This window comes from Flavobacterium sp. LAR06 (assembly GCF_041946075.1).
Lineage (GTDB): Bacteria > Bacteroidota > Bacteroidia > Flavobacteriales > Flavobacteriaceae > Flavobacterium.
This window is the reverse complement of the sequence record NZ_JAUTYT010000002.1, coordinates 372097-396096: the sequence shown is the minus strand read 5'-3', so window position 1 is coordinate 396096 and position 24000 is coordinate 372097. Positions and strand designations below refer to the sequence as shown.

General features: G+C 33.2%; 24 protein-coding genes and 1 tRNA gene. 13 read left to right on the top strand and 12 right to left on the bottom strand.

What is annotated here, in order from left to right; genetic code table 11:
* The first annotated feature begins 12 nt into the window (after positions 1 to 12).
* From mraY to Q7C23_RS04815, 10 genes are all read left to right on the top strand, one after another.
* Positions 13 to 1245 (top strand): phospho-N-acetylmuramoyl-pentapeptide-transferase, encoded by a 1233-nt coding sequence (gene mraY / locus Q7C23_RS04860; protein WP_375031444.1) that lies wholly within the window; start codon positions 13 to 15, stop codon positions 1243 to 1245.
* Positions 1246 to 2577, top strand: coding sequence for a UDP-N-acetylmuramoyl-L-alanine--D-glutamate ligase (gene murD / locus Q7C23_RS04855; RefSeq protein ID WP_375031443.1), 1332 nt, complete (start codon positions 1246 to 1248; stop codon positions 2575 to 2577).
* An 80-nt stretch (positions 2578 to 2657) separates the two neighbouring features.
* A complete protein-coding gene (locus Q7C23_RS04850) occupies positions 2658 to 3971 on the top strand; it encodes an FtsW/RodA/SpoVE family cell cycle protein (protein ID WP_375031442.1) in 1314 nt (437 codons plus the stop codon).
* Positions 3972 to 4013: 42 nt separating this feature from the next.
* Positions 4014 to 5099: an undecaprenyldiphospho-muramoylpentapeptide beta-N-acetylglucosaminyltransferase gene (gene murG, locus Q7C23_RS04845; RefSeq protein ID WP_375031441.1), complete on the top strand. Its 1086-nt coding sequence runs from the start codon at positions 4014 to 4016 to the stop codon at positions 5097 to 5099.
* A 221-nt stretch (positions 5100 to 5320) separates the two neighbouring features.
* Complete coding sequence (murC, locus tag Q7C23_RS04840) at positions 5321 to 6670, top strand: UDP-N-acetylmuramate--L-alanine ligase (protein ID WP_375031440.1); 1350 nt, start codon at positions 5321 to 5323, stop codon at positions 6668 to 6670.
* Positions 6657 to 7379, top strand: coding sequence for a cell division protein FtsQ/DivIB (locus Q7C23_RS04835; protein ID WP_375031439.1), 723 nt, complete (start codon positions 6657 to 6659; stop codon positions 7377 to 7379). The genes murC and Q7C23_RS04835 overlap by 14 nt, the downstream gene beginning before the upstream one ends.
* A 6-nt stretch (positions 7380 to 7385) precedes the next feature.
* Positions 7386 to 8810, top strand: coding sequence for a cell division protein FtsA (gene ftsA / locus Q7C23_RS04830; protein WP_375031438.1), 1425 nt, complete (start codon positions 7386 to 7388; stop codon positions 8808 to 8810).
* An 84-nt stretch (positions 8811 to 8894) separates the two neighbouring features.
* Positions 8895 to 10892, top strand: coding sequence for a cell division protein FtsZ (gene ftsZ / locus Q7C23_RS04825; protein ID WP_375031437.1), 1998 nt, complete (start codon positions 8895 to 8897; stop codon positions 10890 to 10892).
* 203 nt (positions 10893 to 11095) lie between these two features.
* Positions 11096 to 11545 (top strand): GatB/YqeY domain-containing protein, encoded by a 450-nt coding sequence (locus Q7C23_RS04820; RefSeq protein ID WP_074659845.1) that lies wholly within the window; start codon positions 11096 to 11098, stop codon positions 11543 to 11545.
* 24 nt (positions 11546 to 11569) lie between these two features.
* Positions 11570 to 11643: transfer RNA gene (locus Q7C23_RS04815), tRNA-Arg, on the top strand.
* On the opposite strand, the gene Q7C23_RS04810 is transcribed toward Q7C23_RS04815, so the two are convergent.
* The 5 genes from Q7C23_RS04810 to Q7C23_RS04790 all read right to left on the bottom strand — a co-directional run bounded on the left by Q7C23_RS04810 (position 11597) and on the right by Q7C23_RS04790 (position 15166).
* Positions 11597 to 13159, bottom strand: coding sequence for a recombinase family protein (locus Q7C23_RS04810; RefSeq protein ID WP_375031476.1), 1563 nt, complete (start codon positions 13157 to 13159; stop codon positions 11597 to 11599). The two genes, Q7C23_RS04815 and Q7C23_RS04810, sit on opposite strands and share 47 nt — an antisense overlap.
* A complete protein-coding gene (locus tag Q7C23_RS04805; protein ID WP_375031436.1) occupies positions 13056 to 13328 on the bottom strand; it encodes a hypothetical protein in 273 nt (90 codons plus the stop codon). Before Q7C23_RS04805 ends, Q7C23_RS04810 begins: the two co-directional genes overlap by 104 nt.
* 290 nt (positions 13329 to 13618) lie before the next feature.
* Complete coding sequence (locus tag Q7C23_RS04800) at positions 13619 to 13933, bottom strand: hypothetical protein (protein ID WP_375031435.1); 315 nt, start codon at positions 13931 to 13933, stop codon at positions 13619 to 13621.
* 27 nt (positions 13934 to 13960) lie between these two features.
* Positions 13961 to 14299, bottom strand: coding sequence for a hypothetical protein (locus Q7C23_RS04795; RefSeq protein WP_375031434.1), 339 nt, complete (start codon positions 14297 to 14299; stop codon positions 13961 to 13963).
* A 12-nt stretch (positions 14300 to 14311) separates the two neighbouring features.
* Positions 14312 to 15166: a hypothetical protein gene (locus tag Q7C23_RS04790; RefSeq protein WP_375031433.1), complete on the bottom strand. Its 855-nt coding sequence runs from the start codon at positions 15164 to 15166 to the stop codon at positions 14312 to 14314.
* Between the two features lie 173 nt (positions 15167 to 15339).
* Between Q7C23_RS04790 and Q7C23_RS04785 the strand changes: the two genes are divergently transcribed.
* Positions 15340 to 15750, top strand: a complete 411-nt coding sequence (locus Q7C23_RS04785; protein WP_375031432.1) for a helix-turn-helix domain-containing protein — start codon at positions 15340 to 15342, stop codon at positions 15748 to 15750.
* Between the two features lie 200 nt (positions 15751 to 15950).
* On the opposite strand, the gene Q7C23_RS04780 is transcribed toward Q7C23_RS04785, so the two are convergent.
* Genes Q7C23_RS04780 through Q7C23_RS04770 form a run of 3 tightly spaced genes read right to left on the bottom strand, consistent with a single transcriptional unit; the run spans position 15951 to position 17490 of the window.
* The gene (locus Q7C23_RS04780) at positions 15951 to 16676 is read right to left on the bottom strand and encodes a hypothetical protein (protein WP_375031431.1); all 726 of its coding nucleotides are present in this window, start codon (positions 16674 to 16676) and stop codon (positions 15951 to 15953) included.
* A gap of 53 nt (positions 16677 to 16729) precedes the next feature.
* Positions 16730 to 16987, bottom strand: coding sequence for a hypothetical protein (locus Q7C23_RS04775; protein WP_375031430.1), 258 nt, complete (start codon positions 16985 to 16987; stop codon positions 16730 to 16732).
* Between the two features lie 41 nt (positions 16988 to 17028).
* Positions 17029 to 17490: a hypothetical protein gene (locus tag Q7C23_RS04770; protein ID WP_375031429.1), complete on the bottom strand. Its 462-nt coding sequence runs from the start codon at positions 17488 to 17490 to the stop codon at positions 17029 to 17031.
* A 447-nt stretch (positions 17491 to 17937) separates the two neighbouring features.
* Here Q7C23_RS04770 and mobC point away from each other — a divergent pair, with 447 nt between their 5' ends.
* Complete coding sequence (gene mobC, locus Q7C23_RS04765) at positions 17938 to 18333, top strand: plasmid mobilization relaxosome protein MobC (protein WP_375031428.1); 396 nt, start codon at positions 17938 to 17940, stop codon at positions 18331 to 18333.
* The gene (locus Q7C23_RS04760) at positions 18318 to 19562 is read left to right on the top strand and encodes a relaxase/mobilization nuclease domain-containing protein (protein WP_375031427.1); all 1245 of its coding nucleotides are present in this window, start codon (positions 18318 to 18320) and stop codon (positions 19560 to 19562) included. The genes mobC and Q7C23_RS04760 overlap by 16 nt, the downstream gene beginning before the upstream one ends.
* Before the next feature lie 374 nt (positions 19563 to 19936).
* Here Q7C23_RS04760 and Q7C23_RS04755 read toward each other — a convergent pair whose 3' ends face one another.
* The 4 genes from Q7C23_RS04755 to Q7C23_RS04740 form a co-directional block, all read right to left on the bottom strand.
* Positions 19937 to 20377, bottom strand: coding sequence for a hypothetical protein (locus Q7C23_RS04755; protein WP_375031426.1), 441 nt, complete (start codon positions 20375 to 20377; stop codon positions 19937 to 19939).
* 210 nt (positions 20378 to 20587) lie between these two features.
* Positions 20588 to 21643 (bottom strand): DNA adenine methylase, encoded by a 1056-nt coding sequence (locus Q7C23_RS04750; protein WP_375031425.1) that lies wholly within the window; start codon positions 21641 to 21643, stop codon positions 20588 to 20590.
* Positions 21644 to 21653: 10 nt separating this feature from the next.
* Positions 21654 to 22520 carry a type II restriction endonuclease gene (locus tag Q7C23_RS04745; RefSeq protein ID WP_375031424.1) on the bottom strand — a complete coding sequence of 289 codons (867 nt, stop codon included), beginning with the start codon at positions 22518 to 22520 and terminating at the stop codon, positions 21654 to 21656.
* A 358-nt stretch (positions 22521 to 22878) separates the two neighbouring features.
* Positions 22879 to 23604: a hypothetical protein gene (locus Q7C23_RS04740; protein ID WP_375031423.1), complete on the bottom strand. Its 726-nt coding sequence runs from the start codon at positions 23602 to 23604 to the stop codon at positions 22879 to 22881.
* Positions 23605 to 24000 lie beyond the last annotated feature (396 nt).

Sequence of the window (24000 nt, the reverse complement as noted above, 5' to 3'; positions counted from 1 at the left end):
AAACCAAGATATATGCTATACTATTTATTTGAATATTTAGACAAAACATTAGATATACCGGGAACGGGAGTTTTTCAGTATATCACTTTTAGATCGGCTTTAGCATTAATGCTTTCGTTGCTTTTGTCAACGATTTACGGAAAGAGAATCATTAACTTTTTGAGAAATCAGCAAGTAGGTGAAACCGTTCGTGAGCTTGGTCTTCAAGGGCAGAATGAAAAAGCAGGAACGCCAACAATGGGGGGATTGATTATCATTTTTGCAACCCTTGTGCCTGTTTTGTTATTTGCTCGTTTACATAATATTTATATTGTATTGCTTATTGTAACCACACTTTGGATGGGGACAATTGGTTTTGTAGATGATTATATTAAAATATTCAAGAAAGATAAACAAGGACTTAAGGGAATTTTTAAAGTAATTGGACAAGTTGGTTTAGGAATTATTGTTGGAGCTGTTCTGTATTTTAACCCGGCGGTAACGGTTAGAACCGATACCGGAAGAACAGATGTATTTAAAGTTTCTACTAACACCACAGTGCTTTTACCAGCTCCGATGGAAGAGAAGTCAACGGCAACGACAATTCCTTTTGTAAAAAATAATGAATTTGATTATGCTGAAATATTGGCTTTTACTGGTGAAGGATATGAAAAATGGGCTTGGTTAATTTTTATTCCGGTAGTAATTTTTATTATCACAGCAGTTTCAAATGGAGCTAATTTAACAGATGGAATTGATGGTCTCGCCGCAGGAACTTCTGCAATATCAGTCCTCGCACTCGGAATATTTACGTTCGTTTCGGGGAATATTATTTTCTCGAATTATCTGAATATAATGTATATCCCGAATTCAGGGGAGATGACAGTTTTTATATCCGCATTTGTGGGAGCCTTGATTGGATTTCTTTGGTACAACTCTTATCCTGCATCTGTTTTTATGGGAGATACCGGAAGTTTAACTATTGGTGGAATCATTGCAGTCTTGGCCATTGCAGTTAGAAAAGAATTATTGATTCCTTTGTTGTGTGGAATCTTTTTAGTGGAAAATTTCTCAGTTGTTTTGCAAGTGAGTTATTTCAAATTTACTAAAAAGAGATACGGTGAAGGGAGAAGAATTTTCCTGATGTCACCACTGCATCACCATTATCAGAAGAAGGGGTATCATGAAAGTAAGATTGTTACCCGTTTCTGGATTGTTGCCATCATGTTAGCCATATTATCAATCGTTACTTTAAAATTAAGATAGATGAGGCTAGTAGTTTTAGGAGGAGGAGAAAGTGGTGTTGGAACTGCTATTCTTGGGAAGAAAAAAGGATACGATGTTTTTGTATCGGATTTTGGAAAGATAAAAGAGAGTTATAAAGAAGTTCTTATCATTAATAAAATTGCCTGGGAAGAGGAACAACATACCGAGGACCTGATTTTGAATGCTGACGTGGTGATGAAAAGTCCGGGAATTCCAGAGAAATCTCCCATCGTAAAAAAGCTGATTGAAGCAGGCGTAAAAGTGATTTCAGAAATTGAATTTGCAAAGCCTTTTACAGAAGCACTTACAGTTGGAATTACGGGAAGTAATGGTAAAACCACCACAACAATGCTGACGTATCATTTATTGAAATCAGCTGGTTTGAATGTAGGTTTGGGAGGTAACATCGGAAAAAGTTTTGCCTGGCAGGTAGCCGAAAATAAATTTGATGCGTACGTTCTGGAATTGAGTAGTTTTCAGCTTGATGGAATTATAGATTACCGGCCGGATATTGCCATAATTACGAATATTAGTCCAGATCATTTAGACCGATACGAGTATAAATATCACAAGTATATAGATTCAAAGTTTCGAATAACAATGAATCAGACCGAAAGCGATTATCTTATTTACGATGCAGACGATGAGGCAAGCGCAGAATGGTTAAAGAACAACACAACAAAAGCAAAATTAATTCCTTTCTCGCTGACTAAAAAATTCGATGAAGGGGCTTCTATAAATAACAACAAAATGGAAATAAAGATCAACCAAGAAGAGTTTACAATGGAAACAGAATACATTGCGTTAGAAGGAAAACATAACATGAAAAACGCAATGGCAGCAAGCTCTGTAGCAAAATTGATGCAAATTAGAAATGCAACAATTCGCGAAAGTTTATCAAATTTTCAAGGTGTAGAACACCGCTTAGAAAAAGTATTAAAAATTCAGAATGTTCAATATATCAATGATTCGAAAGCAACAAATGTAAATGCTACTTTCTTTGCTTTAGACAGTATGAATGTTCCAACTGTTTGGATTGTTGGTGGTGTTGATAAAGGAAACGATTATAATGAATTGATGTCATTAGTACGTGAGAAAGTAAAAGCAATTATTTGTTTAGGAATAGATAATCATAAAATTATCGAAGCTTTTGGCAACGTAGTTGATATCATGGTTGAAGTAAATAACATGAGCGATGCTGTAAAAACAGCACAGAGATTAACAGAAAAAGGTGATGCTGTTTTATTGTCTCCAGCCTGTGCAAGTTTCGATTTATTCGAAAACTACGAAGACAGAGGAAAACAATTTAAACAAGCGGTCCATAACTTGTAAAAATAGTTTCAAGTTTCAGGTTTCACGTTAGGAGGAGCCTGAAACCTGAAACAAAAGAAACTTGAAACAAAATAAAAATTATGAAAGAGCTAGTAAACAAATTAAAAGGAGATAGAGTAATATGGTCATTCGTGGCTTTATTAGCGCTGTTTTCGTTTATGCCTGTTTTTAGTGCGAGTAGTAATTTGGCTTACATTGGCCATGGAACGGGGAATACATTGGGTTATTTGGTAAAACATCTGGCTCACATTTGTATTGGTTTCCTGATTATTTATTGGGTACATAGAGTACCGTATCATTATTTCAGGGCGATTTCAAAAATTGCTTTGCCAATTGTATGGTTCTTATTGCTTTATACTTTATTGAAAGGAACTGTAATTGCTGGAGCAAATGCAAGTCGTTGGATTCAGGTTCCGTTTATTGGAATCACGTTTCAGACTTCGACACTGGCTTCTATCGTGCTGTTTATTTTTGTGGCGCGCTATTTGTCTAAAACGAAAGAAGAAAACGAACCTTTTCAGGTTTCATTGATACAGCTTTGGTTGCCTGTTTTTATCACATTGGCACTTATTTTACCAGCAAACTTTTCTACCACAGCATTGATTTTTGCTATGGTTATGATGTTAACGTTCATAGGTAAATATCCATTAAAATATATTGGTTTTATAGTAGGTTCAGGAGTTGCAATGTTGGCGTTTTTCCTTTTGGTAGCCAAAGCTTTTCCAGATTCAAGATTCTTTAGCAGGGTATCAACCTGGGAAAGTCGTATTACGAACTTTACCACAGACAAGCCGGATGAAGATGATTATCAAATCGAAAAAGCAAAAATTGCAATTGCATCAGGAAGATTAGGAGGTTTAGGCCCAGGGAAAAGTGTTCAGAAGAACTTTTTACCACAATCTTCTTCCGATTTTATTTATGCCATTGTAGTGGAAGAATATGGTTTAGTTGGAGGAGTTTCGATATTGATTTTGTATTTATTGTTATTATTCCGATTTGTAATTGCATCTCATAAAGCGACTACATTATTTGGAAAATTAGTCGTCGTCGGACTCGGTTTTCCGATGATATTTCAGGCGATGATCAATATGGCCGTTGCAGTTGAATTATTACCGGTAACGGGACAAACCTTACCATTGATTAGTAGTGGAGGTAGTTCGATTTGGATGACTTGTTTTTCACTAGGAATTATCATCAGTGTAACTAAGAAAGAGGAAGAGATTGCCGAAGAAAAAGAAGAGAAAGAAAGAAGGAAAGAAGCACTTCAGAGATTGATTGATAAAGAATTGTCAGAAGAGGATTTACCAGCTGACGAGATATATGAAGAAGAAGGAATGATGTATTCAATTGAGGATAATTCGAGAAATCCGATGAATGCCGTTTTAAATAAATAAATTAAGAACAGTATAGTTTTTAAAGAGTAAAATTTTTTAAAGATGACAAATTATAAATTCATATTAAGCGGTGGTGGTACAGGAGGGCATATCTATCCTGCGATTGCGATTGCGAATGAATTAAAAACACAATTTCCTGATGCAGAATTTCTTTTTGTAGGGGCACAGGATAAAATGGAAATGCAAAAAGTGCCTCAGGCAGGTTATGAAATAAAAGGGCTTTGGATTGCAGGTTTACAGCGAAAATTGACATTGCAGAATTTAATGTTTCCATTAAAACTGGCAACAAGTTTGTTAGAATCAAGAAGAATCATTAAGCAATTTAAGCCCAATGTTGTAATTGGAACCGGTGGTTTTGCGAGCGGACCCTTATTACAAGCTGCTGGTTCAGCCGGAATTCCGACAGTAATTCAGGAGCAGAATTCTTTCCCGGGAATTACAAATAAGTTATTGAGTAAAAAAGCGAATGTAATTTGTGTAGCCTATGGGAATTTAGAGCGTTTTTTTCCAGAAGGAAAAATTGTTTTGACAGGAAATCCGGTTCGTCAGGATTTAATTGATATTGAAAGTAAGAAGGATGAAGCAATCACTTTTTATGGTCTGGATCCGAATAAAAAAACGCTTTTAGTTTTGGGTGGAAGTTTAGGTGCCAGAAGAGTCAATCAATTAATTGAAAAAGAATTACAGAGTATGCTTTCGCAAGATGTTCAGATTATTTGGCAATGCGGAAAATTATATTTTGAAGATTATAAAAAATACAATCAGCAACACGTAAGAGTGGTTGATTTTATTGAAAGAATGGATTTTGTATACGCTGCCGCAGATGTTATTATTTCTCGTGCAGGAGCATCATCGGTTTCGGAATTATGTATTGTTGGGAAACCAGTGATTTTTATTCCATCACCAAATGTAGCAGAAGATCATCAGACAAAAAATGCACAGGCAATTGTCGACGCAAAAGGTGCTATTTTATTGAAGGAATCAGATTTAGACAGTCAGTTTAGTATTGTTTTTGAAGCTTTAATGAAAGATGACGGGAAGCAAAAACAGTTGAGTGCCAATATAAAAAAATTGGCGATGCCGAATGCAACAAAAGTTATTGTTGAGGAGATTAAAAAGTTGTTATAATATAAAGTTTGTTCAAAATTATACAACACAAAAAAGAAAACAGAACGCTAGTTTAGGCATTTTTGATATGTTTAAACTGTGAAAATATAAAGACCTAACTGTTAGTTTATTACAAAATAAATAGGCGGAAGTGTCAAAGAATTAGCAAGTAATTAAAAATAAAAAAGTCATAAAGTATAAGGCTTAAAGCCTAAAGCTTAATGCTTAAAGCAGAAAATAAAATGAATTTAAATCAAATACAAAACGTTTATTTTATTGGTATTGGAGGCATCGGAATGAGTGCTCTGGCTCGTTATTTCAAATATATCGGGAAACAGGTTTCAGGTTACGATAAAACGCCATCAATGTTAACTAATGAATTGATTGAAAGTGGAATTGATATTCATTTTGAAGATAATATTAATTTGATTCCGAGTGATTATTTTGTGGAGAATACACTGGTGATTTTTACACCTGCCGTTCCAAAATCACATTCTGAGTGGAATTACTTTATCGAAAGAAATTATGAAATTAGAAAGCGTGCTGAAGTCTTAGGAATCATTACGAAGGGCACTTTTAGTTTTGCAGTTGCCGGTACACACGGAAAAACAACAACCTCAAGTATACTAGGACATATTTTGTATGAGAGTGGAGCAGATGTTACCGCATTTGTGGGTGGAATAGTTGAGAATTACAATTCTAATTTAATTGGAACCGGAAAAACGGTAACAGTTGTAGAAGCTGATGAATTTGACCGTTCGTTTTTACACTTACACCCAAATATTGCTTGTATCACTTCTATGGATGCTGACCATTTAGATATTTATGGAACCAGCGATGCTATTGAGGCTTCGTTTGTAGAATTTGCTTCGAAAGTTGAAGATAAAAGCAAGTTGTTTATAACCAAAGAATTGCCTCTGGAAGGAGTGCAATGCGCTATAAATGAAGATGCTGTATATAAGGCGTTTAATGTTCGAATAGAAAATGGAAGTTATGTTTTTGATGTGCAGACACCATCAGAAATTATGAAAGATTTGCATTTTGGATTACCAGGAAAACACAATTTAATGAATGGATTAATGGCTATTGCAATGGCTAAGACTTTCGGCACCCCGACCGACTTAATTGCAAAAGCCATTGCTTCATTCAACGGAATCAGAAGACGTTTTTCTTATCAGATTAAATCTGAAAATTTAGTTTATATAGATGATTATGCGCATCATCCAACGGAAATAAATGCTGTACATCAGGCTGTTACGGAATTGTATCCGGGACGTAAAGTTTTGGCAATATTCCAGCCGCATTTATTTAGCAGAACGAGAGATTTTGCTGATGGATTTGCGGAAAGTTTATCGCAATTTGATGAAGTGTTTTTAATGGATATTTACCCGGCACGCGAATTACCGATGGAAGGGATTACATCGGATTGGTTGTTAGGGAAAATGACAAGTTCGAACAAAAAAATTGTTGCAAAAAATGATTTATTAGCGGAAATCAAAGCCAGTGATGCGCCAATAATTGTAACAATAGGAGCTGGAGATATTGGTGAAATGGTTCCATCAATTAAAAAAATGCTAAATGAAAATGTTTAATTGGACAAATATTCGATTGATTCTCATTTTTGGGCTCGTACTTTTTTTGTATTCGTTCGCACAGCATCGAAACGGTGACCGAAAACTGAAGAAATCTATAGTTGTTTTTGTAGGAGAAAACACGCTGTTTGTAAAGCCGGAATCGGTTAATAAATTGTTAATAGAAAATAAAAGAGACGCTTCCAGTATCCGAAAAGATGAACTAGATTTGAATAAGATAGAAAAAACCCTTGATACGCAAGACATGATTGAGAAGTCAGATGTTTTTGTAAGTATTGATGGCGTTCTAAAAGCGAGAGTAAAACAGAAGACACCAATAGCGAGAGTTTATGATGGTGATAACTCTTTTTATATTGACTATGAAGGACATAAAATGCCTTTATCAGACAATTTTACAGCTCGGGTTCCTCTTGTTTCGGGGGCAATAAATGAAAAAAATAACGAAGATTTAGCTGCTTTATTTCGCACAATTTATGACGATGCGTTTTTGAAAAAAAACATCATTGCGATTCAAATTATGCCTAATGGCAGCCTAAAAATGTTTAATAGAAATTATGATTACTTCATCGATTTTGGCAGAACGATGAATGTTGATAAGAAATTTAGAAACTATAAAGCCTTTTTTCAAAAAGCAGTTTTAGATAGTTCGTTATATAAATACAATAAAATTGACCTTAGGTTTACGGAACAAGTAGTTTGCACAAAATAATAGAAAATGGAAAAAGATAACATTGCAGTAGGTCTAGATATTGGAACAACCAAAATCGTTGCCATGATAGGCAAGAAGAATGAGTATGGCAAGTTGGAAATTTTGGGTATTGGGAAATCCAAAAGTTTGGGTGTTGCGAGAGGTGTTGTAAACAACATTACGCAAACTATCCAATCAATTCAACAAGCTATTTTAGAGGCAGAAAATAATTCAGGTTATAAAATTAAAGATGTGGTCGTGGGTATCGCCGGACAACACATCAGAAGTATTCAGCATACAGATTACATCAGCCGTAGTAATCCGGAGGAAGTAATTGGCGAAAAAGATATTCAGCTTTTGATTGACCAGGTTAATAAACTAGCCATGTTACCAGGAGAAGAAATCATTCACGTTTTGCCACAAGAATTTAAAATCGACGGACAATCTGAAATTAAAGAGCCAATCGGAATGTACGGTGGAAGACTGGAATCTAGTTTCCATGTGGTAGTAGGGCAGGCTTCTTCTATCAGAAATGTCGGAAGATGTATTCAGAGTTCAGGAATCGAATTATCAGGATTGACATTAGAACCTCTGGCTTCTGCAGATGCAGTTTTGAGTCAGGAAGAAAAAGAAGCTGGTGTAGCATTGATTGATATTGGTGGTGGAACAACCGATTTAGCCATTTTTAAAGATGGAATCATTCGTCACACTGCAGTAATTCCTTTTGGAGGAAATGTAATTACAGATGATATTAAAGAAGGCTGTTCGATTATTGAAAAACAAGCAGAGCTTTTAAAAATAAAATTCGGATCAGCCTGGCCGGGAGAAAATAAAGACAACGAGATTGTTTCTATTCCTGGATTAAGAGGCAGAGAGCCAAAAGAGATTTCGCTTAAAAACTTATCTAAAATTATCCATGCCCGTGTGGTGGAAATTGTTGAGCAGGTTTTTGCAGAAATCAAAGCTTATGGACACGAAGACCCTCGTAAAAAATTAATTGCCGGAATCGTTCTTACAGGTGGTGGTGCTCAACTAAAACACATTAAACAATTGGTAGAGTACATTACCGGAATGGATACCAGAATTGGATATCCAAATGAGCACTTAGCAGGAAATTCAAGCGAAGAAATTTCCAGTCCATTGTTTGCAACTGCAGTTGGTTTGGTAATGAACAGTATCGAAAATAGCACCCAAAGTGCTGTTAGAATGGAGTTGGTTAACGAACAGCCGAAGGTGGTTTACAGAAATGTTCCACCGCAGCAACAACAGCCAGTACAGCAGCGATACGAAGTTGAAGAAAACTACGTTGAAAGAGTAGAAACTATTGAACAGCCTCGAGAAGTTAGAAATAACACTAAGGTTGAAGCAGAATCTACCGAAACAAAAATAAGAAGATCATTTTTTGATCGTTATGTCGATAAAATCAAGGATTTTTTAGACAACGCAGAATAAAATAATAATAGACGAAAAGGATTACTATTGGCCCCAAGTCAAGAAGTAAAAAATGTATTTAATAAGAATTTCAAAACCAAAAAGATGATGAGCAACTCAGAATTTGGAAGTATTTCATTTGATTTACCAAAAAACCAATCAAATGTAATCAAGGTAATAGGTGTAGGTGGAGGCGGAAGTAACGCAATCAACCACATGTTTAAACAAGGTATTAAAGGGGTAGATTTTATCGTTTGTAATACAGACTCGCAAGCATTGCAGAATAGTGCAGTACCAAATAAAATTCAGTTAGGGATGAACTTAACAGAGGGTCTTGGAGCAGGAGCAAATCCTGATGTAGGACAACAATCTGCTATTGAGAGTATCGCTGATATAGAAAAAATGCTGGACCGTGGTACTAAGATGGTATTTATTACCGCTGGTATGGGTGGAGGAACAGGTACTGGAGCTGCTCCGGTAATTGCGCAATTGGCAAAAGAAAGAGAGATTTTAACGGTTGGTATCGTAACAATTCCGTTTCAGTTTGAAGGGAAAGTTCGTCAGGAACAGGCTCTTTTAGGAATCGAAAAATTACGTAAACAAGTCGATTCGTTAATCGTTATCAATAATAATAAGTTAAGAGAAGTATACGGAAATCTTGGTTTTAAAGCTGGGTTTTCTAAAGCGGATGAAGTATTAGCAACAGCCTCAAGAGGTATTGCTGAAGTAATTACGCACCACTATACTCAAAATATCGATTTACGTGATGCAAAAACTGTTTTGTCAAACAGTGGAACTGCGATCATGGGATCTTCTGTTGCTACAGGTGAAAACAGAGCGAAAGAAGCTATTGTTTCAGCTTTGGACTCTCCGTTATTAAACGACAACAAAATTACAGGAGCCAAAAACGTATTGTTGCTTATCGTTTCTGGATCTAATGAAATCACGCTTGATGAAATTGGAGAAATCAACGATCATATCCAGGCAGAAGCAGGTTACAACGCTAATATTATCATGGGAGTTGGTGAAGACGAAACTCTTGGTGAGGCTATTGCGGTAACTATTATTGCGACTGGTTTTGATGTTGAACAACAAAATGAAATTGTAAATACAGAACCTAAAAAAATCATTCATACGTTAGAAGATGAGCAAAGAAGTGTTCATAATTTAACGAATAAATCGGTTACTTCTTTTGATTTAAATCCTGAAACACCTACTGCGAAATCAGAAGAAAAAGTTGTTTTCGAATTAATGGAAGATGAGCCTTTTGCTAATACTCATAATCCTGTAGTTCCAACTCCTGTTGCTCCAGTTGCAGTTGCTCCAACTATCAATCAGGAAGAATTAGTAGTGATGTCGGAGTTTATCAAAAATCTTGATGTAACTTTTGAAATTGTTTCGCCAATTACAGATATCGATTTTACGATTTCAGCTCCGGCAGCAGAATTTGTTCAGGAAGTAAAACCAGTTCAGCAAAGAACTTTTGAAAGAGAAGAGCAAACGACTTTCTCTTTTGATTTGCCTCTTTTCAGATCTGAGCCAGAAGTGAAAAAGGAACCTGTTGTTGAGGAGACTAAAATTTTATTCGAATTATCAAACGAAACTCGTAATATCAAAGTTAATGATCCAGTACAATTTGTACCGGTAACAGAAGTTGCTGAAAACGGAGTTATCAAATATTCTTTGGAAGAATATATGGAGGTTGAGGACAATTTAATGGCTTCTAAACCAGTTGAAAAAGTGGTAGAAGATGTAATTCCTGCTGAATTGAATATTCAGTTGAAACAAAAGGTTGATTTTGCTCAGGAAGCTGATTTCTCAACGACTTCAAATGTTTCTCCAATGGAATTAACTATCGAAGAAACATTACGTTTAAGAGCGGAAGAAAGAAGAAAGAAACTAAAGGAGTTTAACTATAAATTCCATAATAATGTTTCGAGAATTGATGAACTTGAAAAAGAGCCTGCTTACAAAAGATTAGGAATCGATCTTTCAAATAATCAGTCGAATACAACCAATTCAAGAATATCTGTTGGTACTGATAGTAATAACGATTTGCAATTGCGTTCAAACAATTCATTTTTGCACGACAACGTAGATTAATTTTACATTCATAATATTAGGATAACCCGAAAATTGGATTTAATTTTCGGGTTATTTTTTTTATCTTCGCACAGAATTTTAAAATTTGACTTCTTTAATACACTTTTAAAGTGAATCTTATTGTCATTTGAAGTGAAGTCGGGAATAATTCAAATAATCATAACAATATATAAGCCTTGAGCTTATTTAAATAAAATAAAACGATGAGTTTACAAACATTAATCATGGACGAGATCAAAACCGCCATGAGAGCAAAAGATACAGTTGCATTAGAAGCATTAAGAGCTATTAAATCTGAAATGTTATTGGCTGCAACAGCTTCAGGGTCAAAAGAAGAATTAACAGAAGACGATGAAGTTAAATTACTTCAAAGACTAGTTAAAACCCGTAAAGAAAGCGCGAGAATTTTTACAGAGCAAAATCGTCCTGATTTAGCTGAACCAGAATTGGCTCAGGTTGCTGTAATCGAGAAATTTTTGCCTGCTCAATTAAGCGAAGAAGAAGTAGAAGCCGTTGTAGCAAAAATCATTGCTGAAACTGGAGCTTCTGGAATTGCTTCAATGGGTAAAGTTATGGGATTAGCCTCTGCTCAATTGGGCGGAACTGCTGAGGGAAAAACCATTTCTGCAATCGTTAAAAAGTTATTGGTATAATAAAATTCCAAATTAAATATTTTTGACCGCGTAGTTCAACTGGATAGAATATCAGATTTCGGCTCTGAGGGTTGGGGGTTCGAACCCCTCCGCGGTCACTTGACGGGACAAAGAAGATTTTTTCTTCTTTGTCCCGTTATTCTTTGGGTCTAATTCCTCATTAATTAAGTAAACTAGCTTAACGACCTCATTTATTCTTGCGGTTCGAAACTGCTTTTCTTCGATTGTGAATTTTTCAGGATATATTGAACCGATAATATTTCTAAAATGAGTTAAATCCGCTTCGCTACAGCATTCATTAAGCTTCATCAAATTTTTAATTCCTGTTTTTAATAAATCCGAAAGACTAATATTCTCGCCAGCTAAATCTGCTAATTTAATTTCAAGTCGATGAATTTTATTGTCATAGTCAGTTTTCATCTCAGTGTAATCTTTCACTTCAATCTTTCTTGAAGCGAGCAAATCTCTGATATAAGAAATCTTCTGTTCAAATTCTTTCAGCTGAGAAATTACTCTGTTCTTTTCTGCAATTGATTCCTTATTGAAATCATTAAAATATTCTTTAACAGCTGTTATGTAAATCTTTTCTGTTTCAGGTTTTGGAATATACTTTTGTAATTGTTCATAGAAAATGCGGTTAACCTCACACGATCTGATTCTGTAATTACAGCCCTTATAGCAATGATAATACGAATAATGGCTGTTTCTTCCTTTAGATATGCTTGCAGTTAAGATTTTATTACATAGAGGGCACTTAAATAAGCCTTTAAGAGGAAATGGTTCGGAGATTGTAGATTTAGTTCTGAAATTCTTTCTTCGTCCTTCTAAAACATCTTGAACAAGATAAAATAGCGCCTCAGAAATTAATGGCTCGTGTGAGCCCATTACGTATTTTGCTTCCTCGTCTTTGAATTTCGGAATTAAAATTTTTCCACAATAAAGAGGATTGCGGATTTGTCTCCAGAAATTATTTTTACTTGTTTTAAGTCCTTTTCTTTTTGCCTGAAGAAAAATCTGCTCCGTATTAAAAATATCTTTTGCAATTTCTTCAAAACACCATTTTAAGATGGATGCTTCAGGCTGGTCAAAAGTTATATATTTCTTACCATCCTCGGTTATTTTGTTTATGTAACCAGAAGGAGCCAGTCCCATATATCGCCCCTCTTTTCTGGCTCTTCTCATACCGTGAAAAGTATTTAACGCCCGTCTGTCATTTTCTACTTCAGGAGCTGCTAGATAAAAAGCAAGCATCATTTTGTTTTCTGGAATAGACAAATCTAAAGGCTGTTCTATTGCTTGTGGCTCAACACCAAGTCTTCTCAGAGTATTAATCATCTGGTATGCATCGCCAGCATTTCTGCTGAACCTGTCCCATTTGGTAAATAAGATCAAATCCGTTTTATTTTTGTACCGTTTAATTGTTGTTAGATAAAGTTTCCATTTGGGTCTATTAAACGTTTTTGCAGAATGATCTTCATAAATAACATCCCTTACAGCAATACAATTAATCTCACAGTACTTTCTTAGCATTTCCTCTTGATTTCTTTGCGAGTAACCTTTTTCCGCCTGCTCGTCTGTACTCACTCTCACATATAAATCTGCTGTCTTTTTCATCCCTCTTATTCTTTAAATAATTCAAAACTGTTACTTTGGCAAGCAGTCGTAAAAAATCTAATACTTTACCTGCCTGTTCAAGCGTTACATCAACATTCTCATCTTTCAGCATTTTCATAGCTTGCTCTGCCGTCATTTTCCCTCTTTCATTCTCATCTTCATTTCTCATTTCACAATTCCTCTTCATTAAAAAAAGACCGAGCCTCGGTCTTTTTTGTTCCACAATCATTAATCGCTATAAAGCTATAACACTTTTTTCATTTTATCCTGATCAAAATATGGTGGGGATAAAACAAATATAAAACCTAAATCACTGAGAATCATGAGTGAAATTTACTTATCATAACTCAATCATTTTTCAGATTACTATAAAGATAAGTCACTTTTCTGTCATTCTCATGGACATAATATGTACATAAAAAATTCTATCATTATTAATAAACTTATTTAGTGTAGTGTTCATTTATCTTCGCTCTCATTCAGCATTCTGTATATTTCGTCCAGAACCTCTATTTCGGCACTTGGAATCAGCTGAAGAGCAAGTTCCAGAATTGAACCTATGTAAATATCTCTGTTATCAAGTTCATCCGAATAAACCACATTCAGGCACATTCTAATAAGATTCACTCCCAGACATGTCATATCTGCATAACCATAAAATCTTATCTCACGTATTGATTCCCTGCCTTTGTCCCCAGCAGGTTTCAGCAGTTTAAAATGATAGGATGCAAAATCTTTAAATTCTTCCAGTGTTTTTATTTTATCAGTTTCCATAATTTTAAATATTAAACTTAATGTTGGCTATGCTGTCTCTTCTTTATTTTCTGAAAACAGGTCGTTAATCTCATTTAGAAGCTCAAATTCGTCAACTGGAAATAACTGAAGAGCAACTCCCAGTATAAGCCCAACATCAATATGCTGATTTTCAATCGTCGGAGGAACTTCTGCGCTGTCCTGATGTGTAGTGATAATACACAGCTTTATCAGGTTTGTGATAACAGAGGCAAGTTCATAATAATCGTAAACTCTTATCTCTGCATTATACATTCCCCTTTTGTCGTCAGCTGGTTTCAGAGTATTAAGCAGTCTTCCGCTTAATACTCTGATAGTTTTTAGTTTTTTGATTTCATCGGTTTCCATAACTTCATTTTTTTATGCTGATAAAGTCACATCCTGATGAATTTCCTCAAGTCTTAATAATTCCTTCTGAATCATAACTTCTGCCTCTTTCATAAAATCACGGCATCTGTCCTCCATCAGCTGATAGTACAGATAATCAGAGCTGTTTCTTCTGCTGAATCGAAGCGTGTTTGGATTCTTTTTCAGAAGTCTGAACATATTTTTTTCATCCCTGCTGTTTCGGGGGAAGTAATCAGAAGTTATGCCTGTAAAGTATTCGCACAGTTCAAATAAGTAGCCCATAGAAAAATGGTTAGGTGTGTAGCCCAGAAATACCCTTATAAGTGAAAGACATGTCTGCTCTACGATCTGATGAAGGGAACTCATTCTGACTTCATAGGAAAAATATTGATCATTATTGTAAATTAGATCCCAGATCGATGCAGTAACAGTACTTCGGTCTCCAGCATATAATGTGGTGCTTTTTACATGGCGTATACCAGAATTAACGGCAACTTTAGGATGCTTTTCAGTATCAATAAACAGAGCCTGCGAGTTCCTAATAATATTATATAAGAATAACTGCTGGTCACCGTATAATTTCACAATATTTCGCACGCTGTGCAAGAGAATAGTGACGGTTATTAGGCCTTTTGATCTGCCCTTAATCTTATCGGTAATGTCATTGGCAATGTTATCTTCGAACTCTTCTGCTATGACCAGCAGATAAAGATGAACATGCTTTTCTTTTTTAACAGGCTTTTGAAAAGGCTCATTAAAAGTATAACTGCTTTTCTTCTCTGCAAAACAGTAAATGCCTATCGGATCGATGTTCTTAGAAATAACTCGATAAATTAAATCGGATGTGGTGTCTTGAATTGCTTTCATAATTTTACTCATTTTAGTTAATACTTGTGTGAAAAATTGTATTTTTGTTTAACACACAGGCAAGTAAGCAAATGCCAGTACTGTATGGTATCAAATTTTACCGTACCGTACATGAGATTTTTTGTATCATACATGAATCCAGCTTTTTTATTCTTAATTATTATCTTTGAGTTATGAGTACATTAACAAAACCGAATCACATGGGGCGCAAAATCAGCCGTATCCGTGAACTGAAAGACATGAAACAGGAAGCGCTTGCGCAGGCTATGGGAACAAACCAGCAGACTGTTTCTATTTTAGAAAACAGCGAAACTATTGATGATGAAAAATTAGCAGAAGTGGCAAAAGCTTTAGGGGTTACTGTAGATGCGATTAAGAATTTTTCAGAAGAAGCTGTTTTAAATATAATCGGAAATACTTACAATGATAGCAATGTAGTCAATGGAAATGCATACAGCTGTAATTTCAATCCACTTGATAAATTAATGGAGTCTGTAGAAGAGAATAAAAGACTTTATGAAAGATTATTAAAATCTGAACAGGACAAAATTGAATATTTGGAAAAATTACTAAAGGTCAAATAAGAAATAAGCTTTATAAAAGATTAATTCCAAAAAAGAGACTTTGAAGTCTCTTTTTTGTTTTTACAATTTAATCGATATCGAATTCTATTGTAGTTTTATTTTTGACGGTAAAATAATGGGGTATCGAATTGAACTTTTTGCAATTCATTACTTTTCGTTATCCTATACATTGAAAATAGTTCTATGCTATCTAAGACTGTTTATGTCCATATTTCTTTAAAAATCACTTTTCCAAAAAAATAATCCCCTTTAAAATTATCCATTATCATTTCTATCTGAGTTCCTGCTTTTAGCATAAGGTCTTCTAAATTAGGGGGAGACAAAATGGAAACAAGTTTTAAATCTTCATTAATTACACTTTTATAATCTATTTTTAGTTTGAACAAATTTTGATTACTTGAATTAACTTCTTCTATTTCAAAATCCGAATTCTTAAATTCCTTTCTAGAACCATATAAAGAACCGGAAACGGGGTCATTAATTATTAATCCTTCAAGTAAAGGTATGTTTATGTTAACTGCATTTATTTCCAATTCAAGATAAATTTTTGTTATTGTCTTGAGTTTAAATATGCTTTTTGCAATTTTATGATCTGTACCAATATCAATTTTATGATTGTTCATAAAACAATCAATACCATTCTCAGTAAAGCTATATATACTCTGGTAATTTGTATTTATAACGTTAGACCACATAAATGACTCATTAATATATTCTTCAATAATATTTTTTTCCTCTTGCGTAGCACTAAGTTTTATAGCATTTTTGTCTATTATCAAACCTGAATCATCAAAAAACATCAAATCAACAGCCTTTACTTTTAAAAATGATACAGTATAATAATGAACTTGTGTTAACTTTTTTATAAAGTCTTCATCTATTTTAGTAGATGTCTGGACAACGATACCATAAGCTTTCGCTTTCAAAATTGCAGGTTTAGTGAATGAATTTGTTGTTGTTGCTATGGTAATATCTATCCCTAAATCATTTTTTTTGTTGCCAGTTGTTCAATCCAAGTGACATCTTGTACTGTATTTGGTCGATCCCTGCATTCAATTGAAATCTTTCTTTCAATATTTTTTTCATCCTGAAAGCTAATTAATATATCAACCTCTCTTTTGATTCCTGTAATTTTATCTGTTAAGAAGCTAGGAGACTCAACTTTATATATTGAAGAATCAAGCATTCTGTAATATTTTTCATATTCAATCTCAAATTCTCTTCCTTTTCTACTCATCTATTAATCTTTTGAATGTTTATTACGTTATACTAAATGCATTATTGGATTTGACTAAATATTTTTTCCGCAATTGCCTTTCCTTCATCAAATTCATTATTAAAATGAATTTCTTTCTGCTTTAAAGGCCATTTTCCGGTTTTTGTTCTTATAATAAAGACCAGTTCTGACTCAATATTTTCAATTTGTTCTTTATTTAATGTTTCTAAGCACCAAACATATAATTGTACTGTTTCCTTTGTTTTCCACTTATAGCCATGATAACCATTTTCTCCATTAGCATTTAATCCATATCTAAATCGAGAGGTTAATGATTGTGTTGTTACACCAATATAGAGAAATAAATTGCCTTCTTTAATTACATAAATTTTTGGAATATTCTTTTTTGTCAATCTTTTATGAAATGACTTCATATTTGATCCATTTGAATCATCAACAAATGAAGATATCTTGTTTTCAGATAATATTAAAGTTAGTTTATCAAAATCGCTATATTCTTCCATTAGTTCCTGTAATGTTCGATTATAAAAATAAACTAAAATTCTAATAAAGTTCTTGAAAAGAAAAAAAGTAAAGCAAGGTATTGGACACAGCCAGAGAAGTGCGCATAACATTTTTCTTCGTTCCTCAAAAAAATGCCCTTCGGGACTTATAGCACTTCAGCTGTCTGCCTGTCCAATTGAAGACTGCTTTCTTTTTTCCTTTTTCTTTTTTTAAGCATTTATCCATTGTAACAGCCTACAGCCATCATGACCATATTTTGCGCATGATACATTCAAATATTTTCTCTAAATTAGAAGCCTGTTTTTAAAAATCTCCAAAGATTGCCACGTTCCTGCAATCAGCAAGATGAACGGTTGTTTAACAACCGCCTATCTTGCCACCTATTACCTCGGAACTCGGTGGTGGAGACACTAGAAAGAAGAGTTTGAAAACAATGAAAATGAAAGATGATGAAAAGAGAAAATTCAAACAGAACACGAATCGTGGGACTGCGATTAACTACCTTGGAGTATGCCGAACTGGAAAAAAGATTTAGAGCAAGTACCTGCCGAAAATTAAGTGACCATATAAGAAGACACTTATTTAACAAACCCATTGTAACCACATATCGGAATGCTTCTTTTGATGATTACATTGAAGAAGTAATGACTCTAAACAGTGAACTTAATTCAATTGGAAATAATATCAACCAGATTGCCAAAAAGATGAATTCTTTTAAGACTATATCCGAATTTAAAACACAGGCATTCTGGTTTGAAATAGATAAAAAGAAGCTATTGGAAAAAATGGAGGAAATCAAAATGCACTCTCAAAAATTCTCAGAGCAATGGTTGCAGTTATAAAAACCAGTACTTCAGTACAGCGAATTTTAAACTATAATGAGATGAAAGTAAAAGAAGGAAAGGCAGAATGCATAAGTGCTATTAACTTTCCTCTAGAACTCGACAGGCTTAATTTTACTTTAAAACTCAACCGTTTTATAAAACAGGCTTCACTTAACGAAAACGTTAAGCGAAACGCTGTACATATATCATTAAATTTTGATCCTTCGGAAAACCATTCTAAAGAAAAACTTAATGAAATTGCAAAAGTTTACATGGAAAAAATCGGATTCGGTAAGCAGCCTTTTCTGGTTTATCAGCACTATGACGCGGGACACCCGCATCTACATCTGATTACAAATAATATTGAAAGAGACGGAAAAAGGATTGATCTTCATTTGTTGGGGGTTAGAAAATCAGAACCTGCAAGAAAAGAAATAGAAGAAGCCTTTGGTCTTGTAAAAGCTGAAGGTAGAAAAACAAAAGAACAATTTTCTTTACTGCCAATTGCAAACCGCAAAGTAGAATATGGAAAAACAGCGTCCAAAAAGGCTATCAATGGAGTTTTAAACAAAGTTTTATTTGAATATAAATATTCAAGCCTTCCAGAACTCAATGCCATTTTAAACCAGTATAATGTTCATGCTGACAGAGGAACTGAAGAATCCAGAGTTTTTAAAAACAATGGACTGCTTTATAAGATACTTGATAAAGATTCGAAACCAGTTGGAGTGCCAATCAAGGCAAGTGATTTTTACAATAAGCCGACATTAAAATTTCTGGAACAAAGATTCAAGATTAATGAGATAAAAAAAGAATCACATAAAAACCATGTGAGAAATATTATAAGAGAGACTTTTATATATGAAATGATCAAATCTCCTGAAAAGTTAGCAGACAGACTGAAAAGCGAAGGTATTCATGTAGTTTTAAGAAAAAGCAACGATGGACAACTGTATGGAATAACGTATGTTGATCATGTAACTCAATGCGTTTTTAATGGAAGTAGATTGGGAAAACAATATAGCGCAAAAGGAATTTTGGAGCGGTGTGAGCCAACCATGTCTCACATTGAAAACAATAATCAGAGGTCAATTATATTTCTTTCTAATAATACTGAAAATTTGGAGTCAGAAGATCATTTAAAAACTAATCCAATTGATATTATACTACGGGCTGAGAATACAAATGATTACATTCCAAAGCAACCTAAACAAAAGAAAAAAAGAAAATTACGAAGAGGAATCTAAAAAAGTTAAAGTTTAAAAATACAACCTTAACTTTTCCCTTTTTTTTTACTAATTCAATTTAGCCTATTTACTCAAATCCGTTATATTCGCTATTATAGGTACTTTTTTCTACCAAAGCTCTTTGTAAGGAAACAAGGTTCTTAATCGCTTCGCTAGTAAGATCTTATAACCTTGGTCGTTTGGATAATGTAATAAAACTCTATGATACCTCAAATCTGAAGGAACATCATTTATTGACTGAGTAAATGGAATTACGGTTTTTCCTACTGTGTGTGTTATTCCTACTTCGCAAAATACATTTGGATTTATTCCAGCAAAGTCAGCAACAATAACTTTAGCCCATATCCGTTGTAGCTGTTGTATTATAGTTTTAATTACTTTTTACACATTATTTCATAACCTAATTGTGTGTAATAAAATTTTCCGCTATCAATATCTAATCTTCCATTCACTTCTCCAAATTCTAAAAAACATAGAAGGCTTCCACCTTTTTTATCGTAATATATACTATAGAATTTTTTATCAATTTTATAATAATCATCAACGCCATTTTCTTCTAGAAAAAATCCTGGCGACCAAGTTTCTAAATAAAATCCTTCGTTTGTATATTCTGTAGATTTTCGTCGAGAAGGGAACCATTCCATTGTATTGTAAAAAATATCAGTTCTAATTATCTGATCGTTCCCAAATGAAAATCTAAATGTTTCCGGACCACAAAAATTAGACTTATAGGCTTTTGTATAGACAATATCAAAACTTTGTGCGTTTGAAAAATATACAAAATTAAGTAACAACAAACAGATTGTTTTTTTCATATTATATTTTATATACAATCGTGGTTAAAGGTTACAGTTAACGTTTACTTTCCCACGCTACAAGCAGTTTGGGGTTAAATTAAGCCCATTATTCAGATTTGCTAATCTTCCAAATACAAAACCAATTTTAAATCAAGCCAAATACCCAAATTGCTTGTAGCATGTTGTAGGAAGCCCCTTTTCGTGAAGATGATGATTTTAAGTCAACAGCTATTCAGCTACAATTAAAATTTCAGAAGATTTTTTATTACTTAAAACGTATTTCATTTCATTACTTTCGTGAATAGTTATTTTTTTACCGTTAAGTATCAAAATATCCTTGATTTTTTCAATTGAAGGAATTCCATCAGAACGGTAAGATATGACAAGTATGCTGTCTCTGAATTGTTCAATTAAAGATTCAAAAGCAAATTCAATTTTGTCTTTCTTACTCCAATCAGATTTTTTTAATTTTAATCTTTTGTGTTTTGATTTAGGGTCAATCATTTCTGCCCAATCATCATAATTCATTATTCCTTCTAAAAAATGATAAAAATCTAAATAATCTAATCCAACACCATTTTCTGAAATATATGGACTGTCAATGTAAACAAGGTCAAAATTATTTTTTATTGATGAAATATCTTTATTGATGGAAATGTTTTTTTGACAATTTGAAAAAATAGCATTATTGGCTTCTTGTATGAAGTTTTTGAAATGTGTATCAAAAGGTGTGTCCCAAGTGACTTTGTTCCCAAAGCTTCTTTTAACTTCTTGAAAACGTATGTAGAGATTTTTCCTATGGAACAAATTGTAGGGTCTTTTTATAATACAAGATTGAAATAATGCAAAAAAAGCTATAGCTTTTTTGTATTCATTTGGAATCAATTTTATATTAGTAACAACCATATCTAACCATTTATTTTCATCATCGGTAAAATAAACATCATCAAATGTTGTTTCGATAAAATTTGGATAGTTTGTATTTTCGTGTTTTGTTAAAATGAAATCCAAATCTTCATTATCAATCTTTTCATTATCATTTTCAATTAGTGCTTTACCTATAATATGGTTAAAAAATAAAATATCGTTATAAGTAACAATTTTTCCATTTTTTTTCATTTTATATGCCACTACCGAAGTCCCACCAAAAGCATCCAATACTGTATTGAATTTTAAATCTTTAATACAATTCCATATCCAATCAACATATTTCAGTTTACTTCCTTGATACCTTGTTGTTGGAAATTTTGAAACTGTTGGGACAGAAAAAAGTTTGGTTTGCAAAATATTTATACTATTGTTCTGTGTCATCATCTTCTTCTAAATCAGTTTCTTCTTCATTGAGTTTGTTTATCTCGTCTTGATGTTCTTTAAGAACATCAATTCCTCTTTGCTTGTATTCTAAATAAGTTTTCAAGTTAGTATAAGGTCGCTCAATTTCTAATGCTTTGGCCATATCTTTGGTTAGATAATATTTCCAAAAATCACGATAAATATCTTCTCCGAGTTCTGAAAATATCCCTTTTCCATTAATTAATTCATCTATTTTGATTGTTGCTCCAATATTTTTGGTATTTCCACTTCCTGGGGATGCAGATGCAATCTTATATTTAGGCTGAACAAAGAATTGAAAATCTTTTATAACAGATTCAATTTTTTCAATATCATCTAATTTATAAATATTCTTTTCGTTTTGCCCTTCTTTGTTTTGTTTGTAAATAACACCTAAAACAAGATGAGCTTCATATGATTCGTATGGATAAGCAATATTTTTTGTACTTGCTGCATTTCTGAAATAACCAGTAAATGCACCAAGTGTCATACTTTTGATTTTATTACCAGAATCTATAAAAGTGCTTTTAATGTCAACTGCAAATTTTGCTCCAGTTGTTTTACATATAAATGTTAAATCTGGATAATGATTTTGTTGAGCGGGAAGCTCTAATCTTAAATTATACTTGTTTGCAAAGTTTTCGAAAGCTGGTATTAATAGTAGTTCAATGACTTTTGAAACTACTTTTGTATCTATTGAAATCGTATAAATATTTTTGTAAATATCAATAAATCCTTTAACAATCCAATCTCCTTTTTCGGTAGCAATTATCTCATTAAATCCTTTTACTTCTTCTTGAAGTGCTTGTAAAATTTGTTCTTTGTTCATAAACACAAATGTAATAATTCAGTTTGTTTTTAGATGTAGATTTGAAGAAACATTTAAGTACAACTTTTAGGTGTTGTAACCGAAGTATTGATTTGGGGTTTCCTACAACGTCAGTCTGTGAAAAAACTAAAATTACCCTCTTGAGAATCCTGTATTTGAGTTTTTTCTTTGGTAGCCCTCCGAATACTTCCTAAATTTTTAGAGGTTTTTTCACAGCCTGACCTTCTGGCACTACCAGCGGGTTTGGGACTAAATTAAGCCCATTCTTCGGATTTGCCAAATCACTCCAAATAGAAAACCAACTTTCCATTAAGCCAATTGCCCAAATCCGTTCTAGTAGCTATTAACTGGAGGCTTTTTACGCATTTATTAAATTATATCCTGCATTTAGATAATAACTTGCCATCATATGCTCTACAAATCTTCGAGTCAATTTATTTTCAAGTGAATTTTCGTTTATCTCATATTCTCCAAGATAAAATGGTTTAAAAGATAGCTTTTGTAACGAGATATTGTAACCTAAATTTAGTAACTCTGTAAATAATTTGTTTAAGCGGGAATTTGTTTTTTGACTTTCGCCTGGTTTTAAATAGTTGTAAATTCTACGAGTAAGCTCTGAAGCTTCTCCGATATAAACATCTTGTAATTTTTTGCCTTCAGGATTTATTAAAATCCATCTATAGACTGATGGAGAAGAATGTTTCTTTTTTGCTTCTTTATTTAAATCTATTGGGAATAAAAATTCTAAATTCTCATCTTCGAATAATGAATTCCATTTGAACTCGAAATTTATATTAAATCTTCCAAAATTTTCTTTTTCAAGAACTGCAGATCTTTTATCCTTTTTCTTTTCTTCCAGAGTGTTTAATTCATTTACGCCACTACTTGTAATTATGTTTGTTATTTTAAGGTTTTCACATATAATGCATTTGTTTTTTTCTCGAAAAATAAATCCTTTTTCAACTAGTTTATTACAACGCTTATTAACTTGTTGCCTACTCTTGAAGTCACCAATTTTAGTGATGCAGTCATCACAACAATTCGGTTTTTCTTCTATAATTTTCAGTACGATGTCTTTTATCATAAAGTTCTTAAACTGGCAGTTAACTTATTTATATGTGTTACAAAACCACATAAAGTCATCCATAGTAGGGTAGATATGTGTGATAAATTTCACACATAATTTATTTCAAATATATAATTTTTTCACTACAAACTATTAAAAAGACTTTTAAAATTGATTAATGCTTTTTGTCAATTTGTGAGCAGCTATACAAACAAAAAGCAGAAAAAAAATTAAGATGCGGATGCTAAAATAGTGTAATGATCTTCAATAAAGTGCTTAGATATTTGAGTGCTTCCCGCAACTAAAAACAAAAAGCTTCAGAAAAATCCGAGGCTTTTTTTGTTTCTGATTATCTTTGTGATTCTGCGCTATCGTTTTCTATATATTGATGTTCAAAATTTATCCATTCAAAAC

Bases quoted from the DNA above. Each gene is read 5' to 3' on its own strand.
- ftsA (WP_375031438.1), top strand. From the start codon at position 7,386: ATGGAAAAAGATAACATTGCAGTAGGTCTAGATATTGGAACAACCAAA.
- Q7C23_RS04820 (WP_074659845.1), top strand. From the start codon at position 11,096: ATGAGTTTACAAACATTAATCATGGACGAGATCAAAACCGCCATGAGA.
- Q7C23_RS04755 (WP_375031426.1), bottom strand. From the start codon at position 20,377: ATGAAAAAAACAATCTGTTTGTTGTTACTTAATTTTGTATATTTTTCA.
- murG (WP_375031441.1), top strand. From the start codon at position 4,014: ATGACAAATTATAAATTCATATTAAGCGGTGGTGGTACAGGAGGGCAT.
- Q7C23_RS04785 (WP_375031432.1), top strand. From the start codon at position 15,340: ATGAGTACATTAACAAAACCGAATCACATGGGGCGCAAAATCAGCCGT.
- Q7C23_RS04745 (WP_375031424.1), bottom strand. From the start codon at position 22,520: ATGAACAAAGAACAAATTTTACAAGCACTTCAAGAAGAAGTAAAAGGA.
- mobC (WP_375031428.1), top strand. From the start codon at position 17,938: ATGATGAAAAGAGAAAATTCAAACAGAACACGAATCGTGGGACTGCGA.
- Q7C23_RS04775 (WP_375031430.1), bottom strand. From the start codon at position 16,987: ATGAGTAGAAAAGGAAGAGAATTTGAGATTGAATATGAAAAATATTAC.
- Q7C23_RS04835 (WP_375031439.1), top strand. From the start codon at position 6,657: ATGAAAATGTTTAATTGGACAAATATTCGATTGATTCTCATTTTTGGG.
- Q7C23_RS04850 (WP_375031442.1), top strand. From the start codon at position 2,658: ATGAAAGAGCTAGTAAACAAATTAAAAGGAGATAGAGTAATATGGTCA.
- Q7C23_RS04810 (WP_375031476.1), bottom strand. From the start codon at position 13,159: ATGAAAAAGACAGCAGATTTATATGTGAGAGTGAGTACAGACGAGCAG.
- murD (WP_375031443.1), top strand. From the start codon at position 1,246: ATGAGGCTAGTAGTTTTAGGAGGAGGAGAAAGTGGTGTTGGAACTGCT.
- Q7C23_RS04795 (WP_375031434.1), bottom strand. From the start codon at position 14,299: ATGGAAACCGATGAAATCAAAAAACTAAAAACTATCAGAGTATTAAGC.
- Q7C23_RS04770 (WP_375031429.1), bottom strand. From the start codon at position 17,490: ATGGAAGAATATAGCGATTTTGATAAACTAACTTTAATATTATCTGAA.
- Q7C23_RS04805 (WP_375031436.1), bottom strand. From the start codon at position 13,328: ATGAGAAATGAAGATGAGAATGAAAGAGGGAAAATGACGGCAGAGCAA.
- mraY (WP_375031444.1), top strand. From the start codon at position 13: ATGCTATACTATTTATTTGAATATTTAGACAAAACATTAGATATACCG.
- ftsZ (WP_375031437.1), top strand. From the start codon at position 8,895: ATGATGAGCAACTCAGAATTTGGAAGTATTTCATTTGATTTACCAAAA.
- murC (WP_375031440.1), top strand. From the start codon at position 5,321: ATGAATTTAAATCAAATACAAAACGTTTATTTTATTGGTATTGGAGGC.
- Q7C23_RS04740 (WP_375031423.1), bottom strand. From the start codon at position 23,604: ATGATAAAAGACATCGTACTGAAAATTATAGAAGAAAAACCGAATTGT.
- Q7C23_RS04760 (WP_375031427.1), top strand. From the start codon at position 18,318: ATGGTTGCAGTTATAAAAACCAGTACTTCAGTACAGCGAATTTTAAAC.
- Q7C23_RS04800 (WP_375031435.1), bottom strand. From the start codon at position 13,933: ATGGAAACTGATAAAATAAAAACACTGGAAGAATTTAAAGATTTTGCA.
- Q7C23_RS04790 (WP_375031433.1), bottom strand. From the start codon at position 15,166: ATGAAAGCAATTCAAGACACCACATCCGATTTAATTTATCGAGTTATT.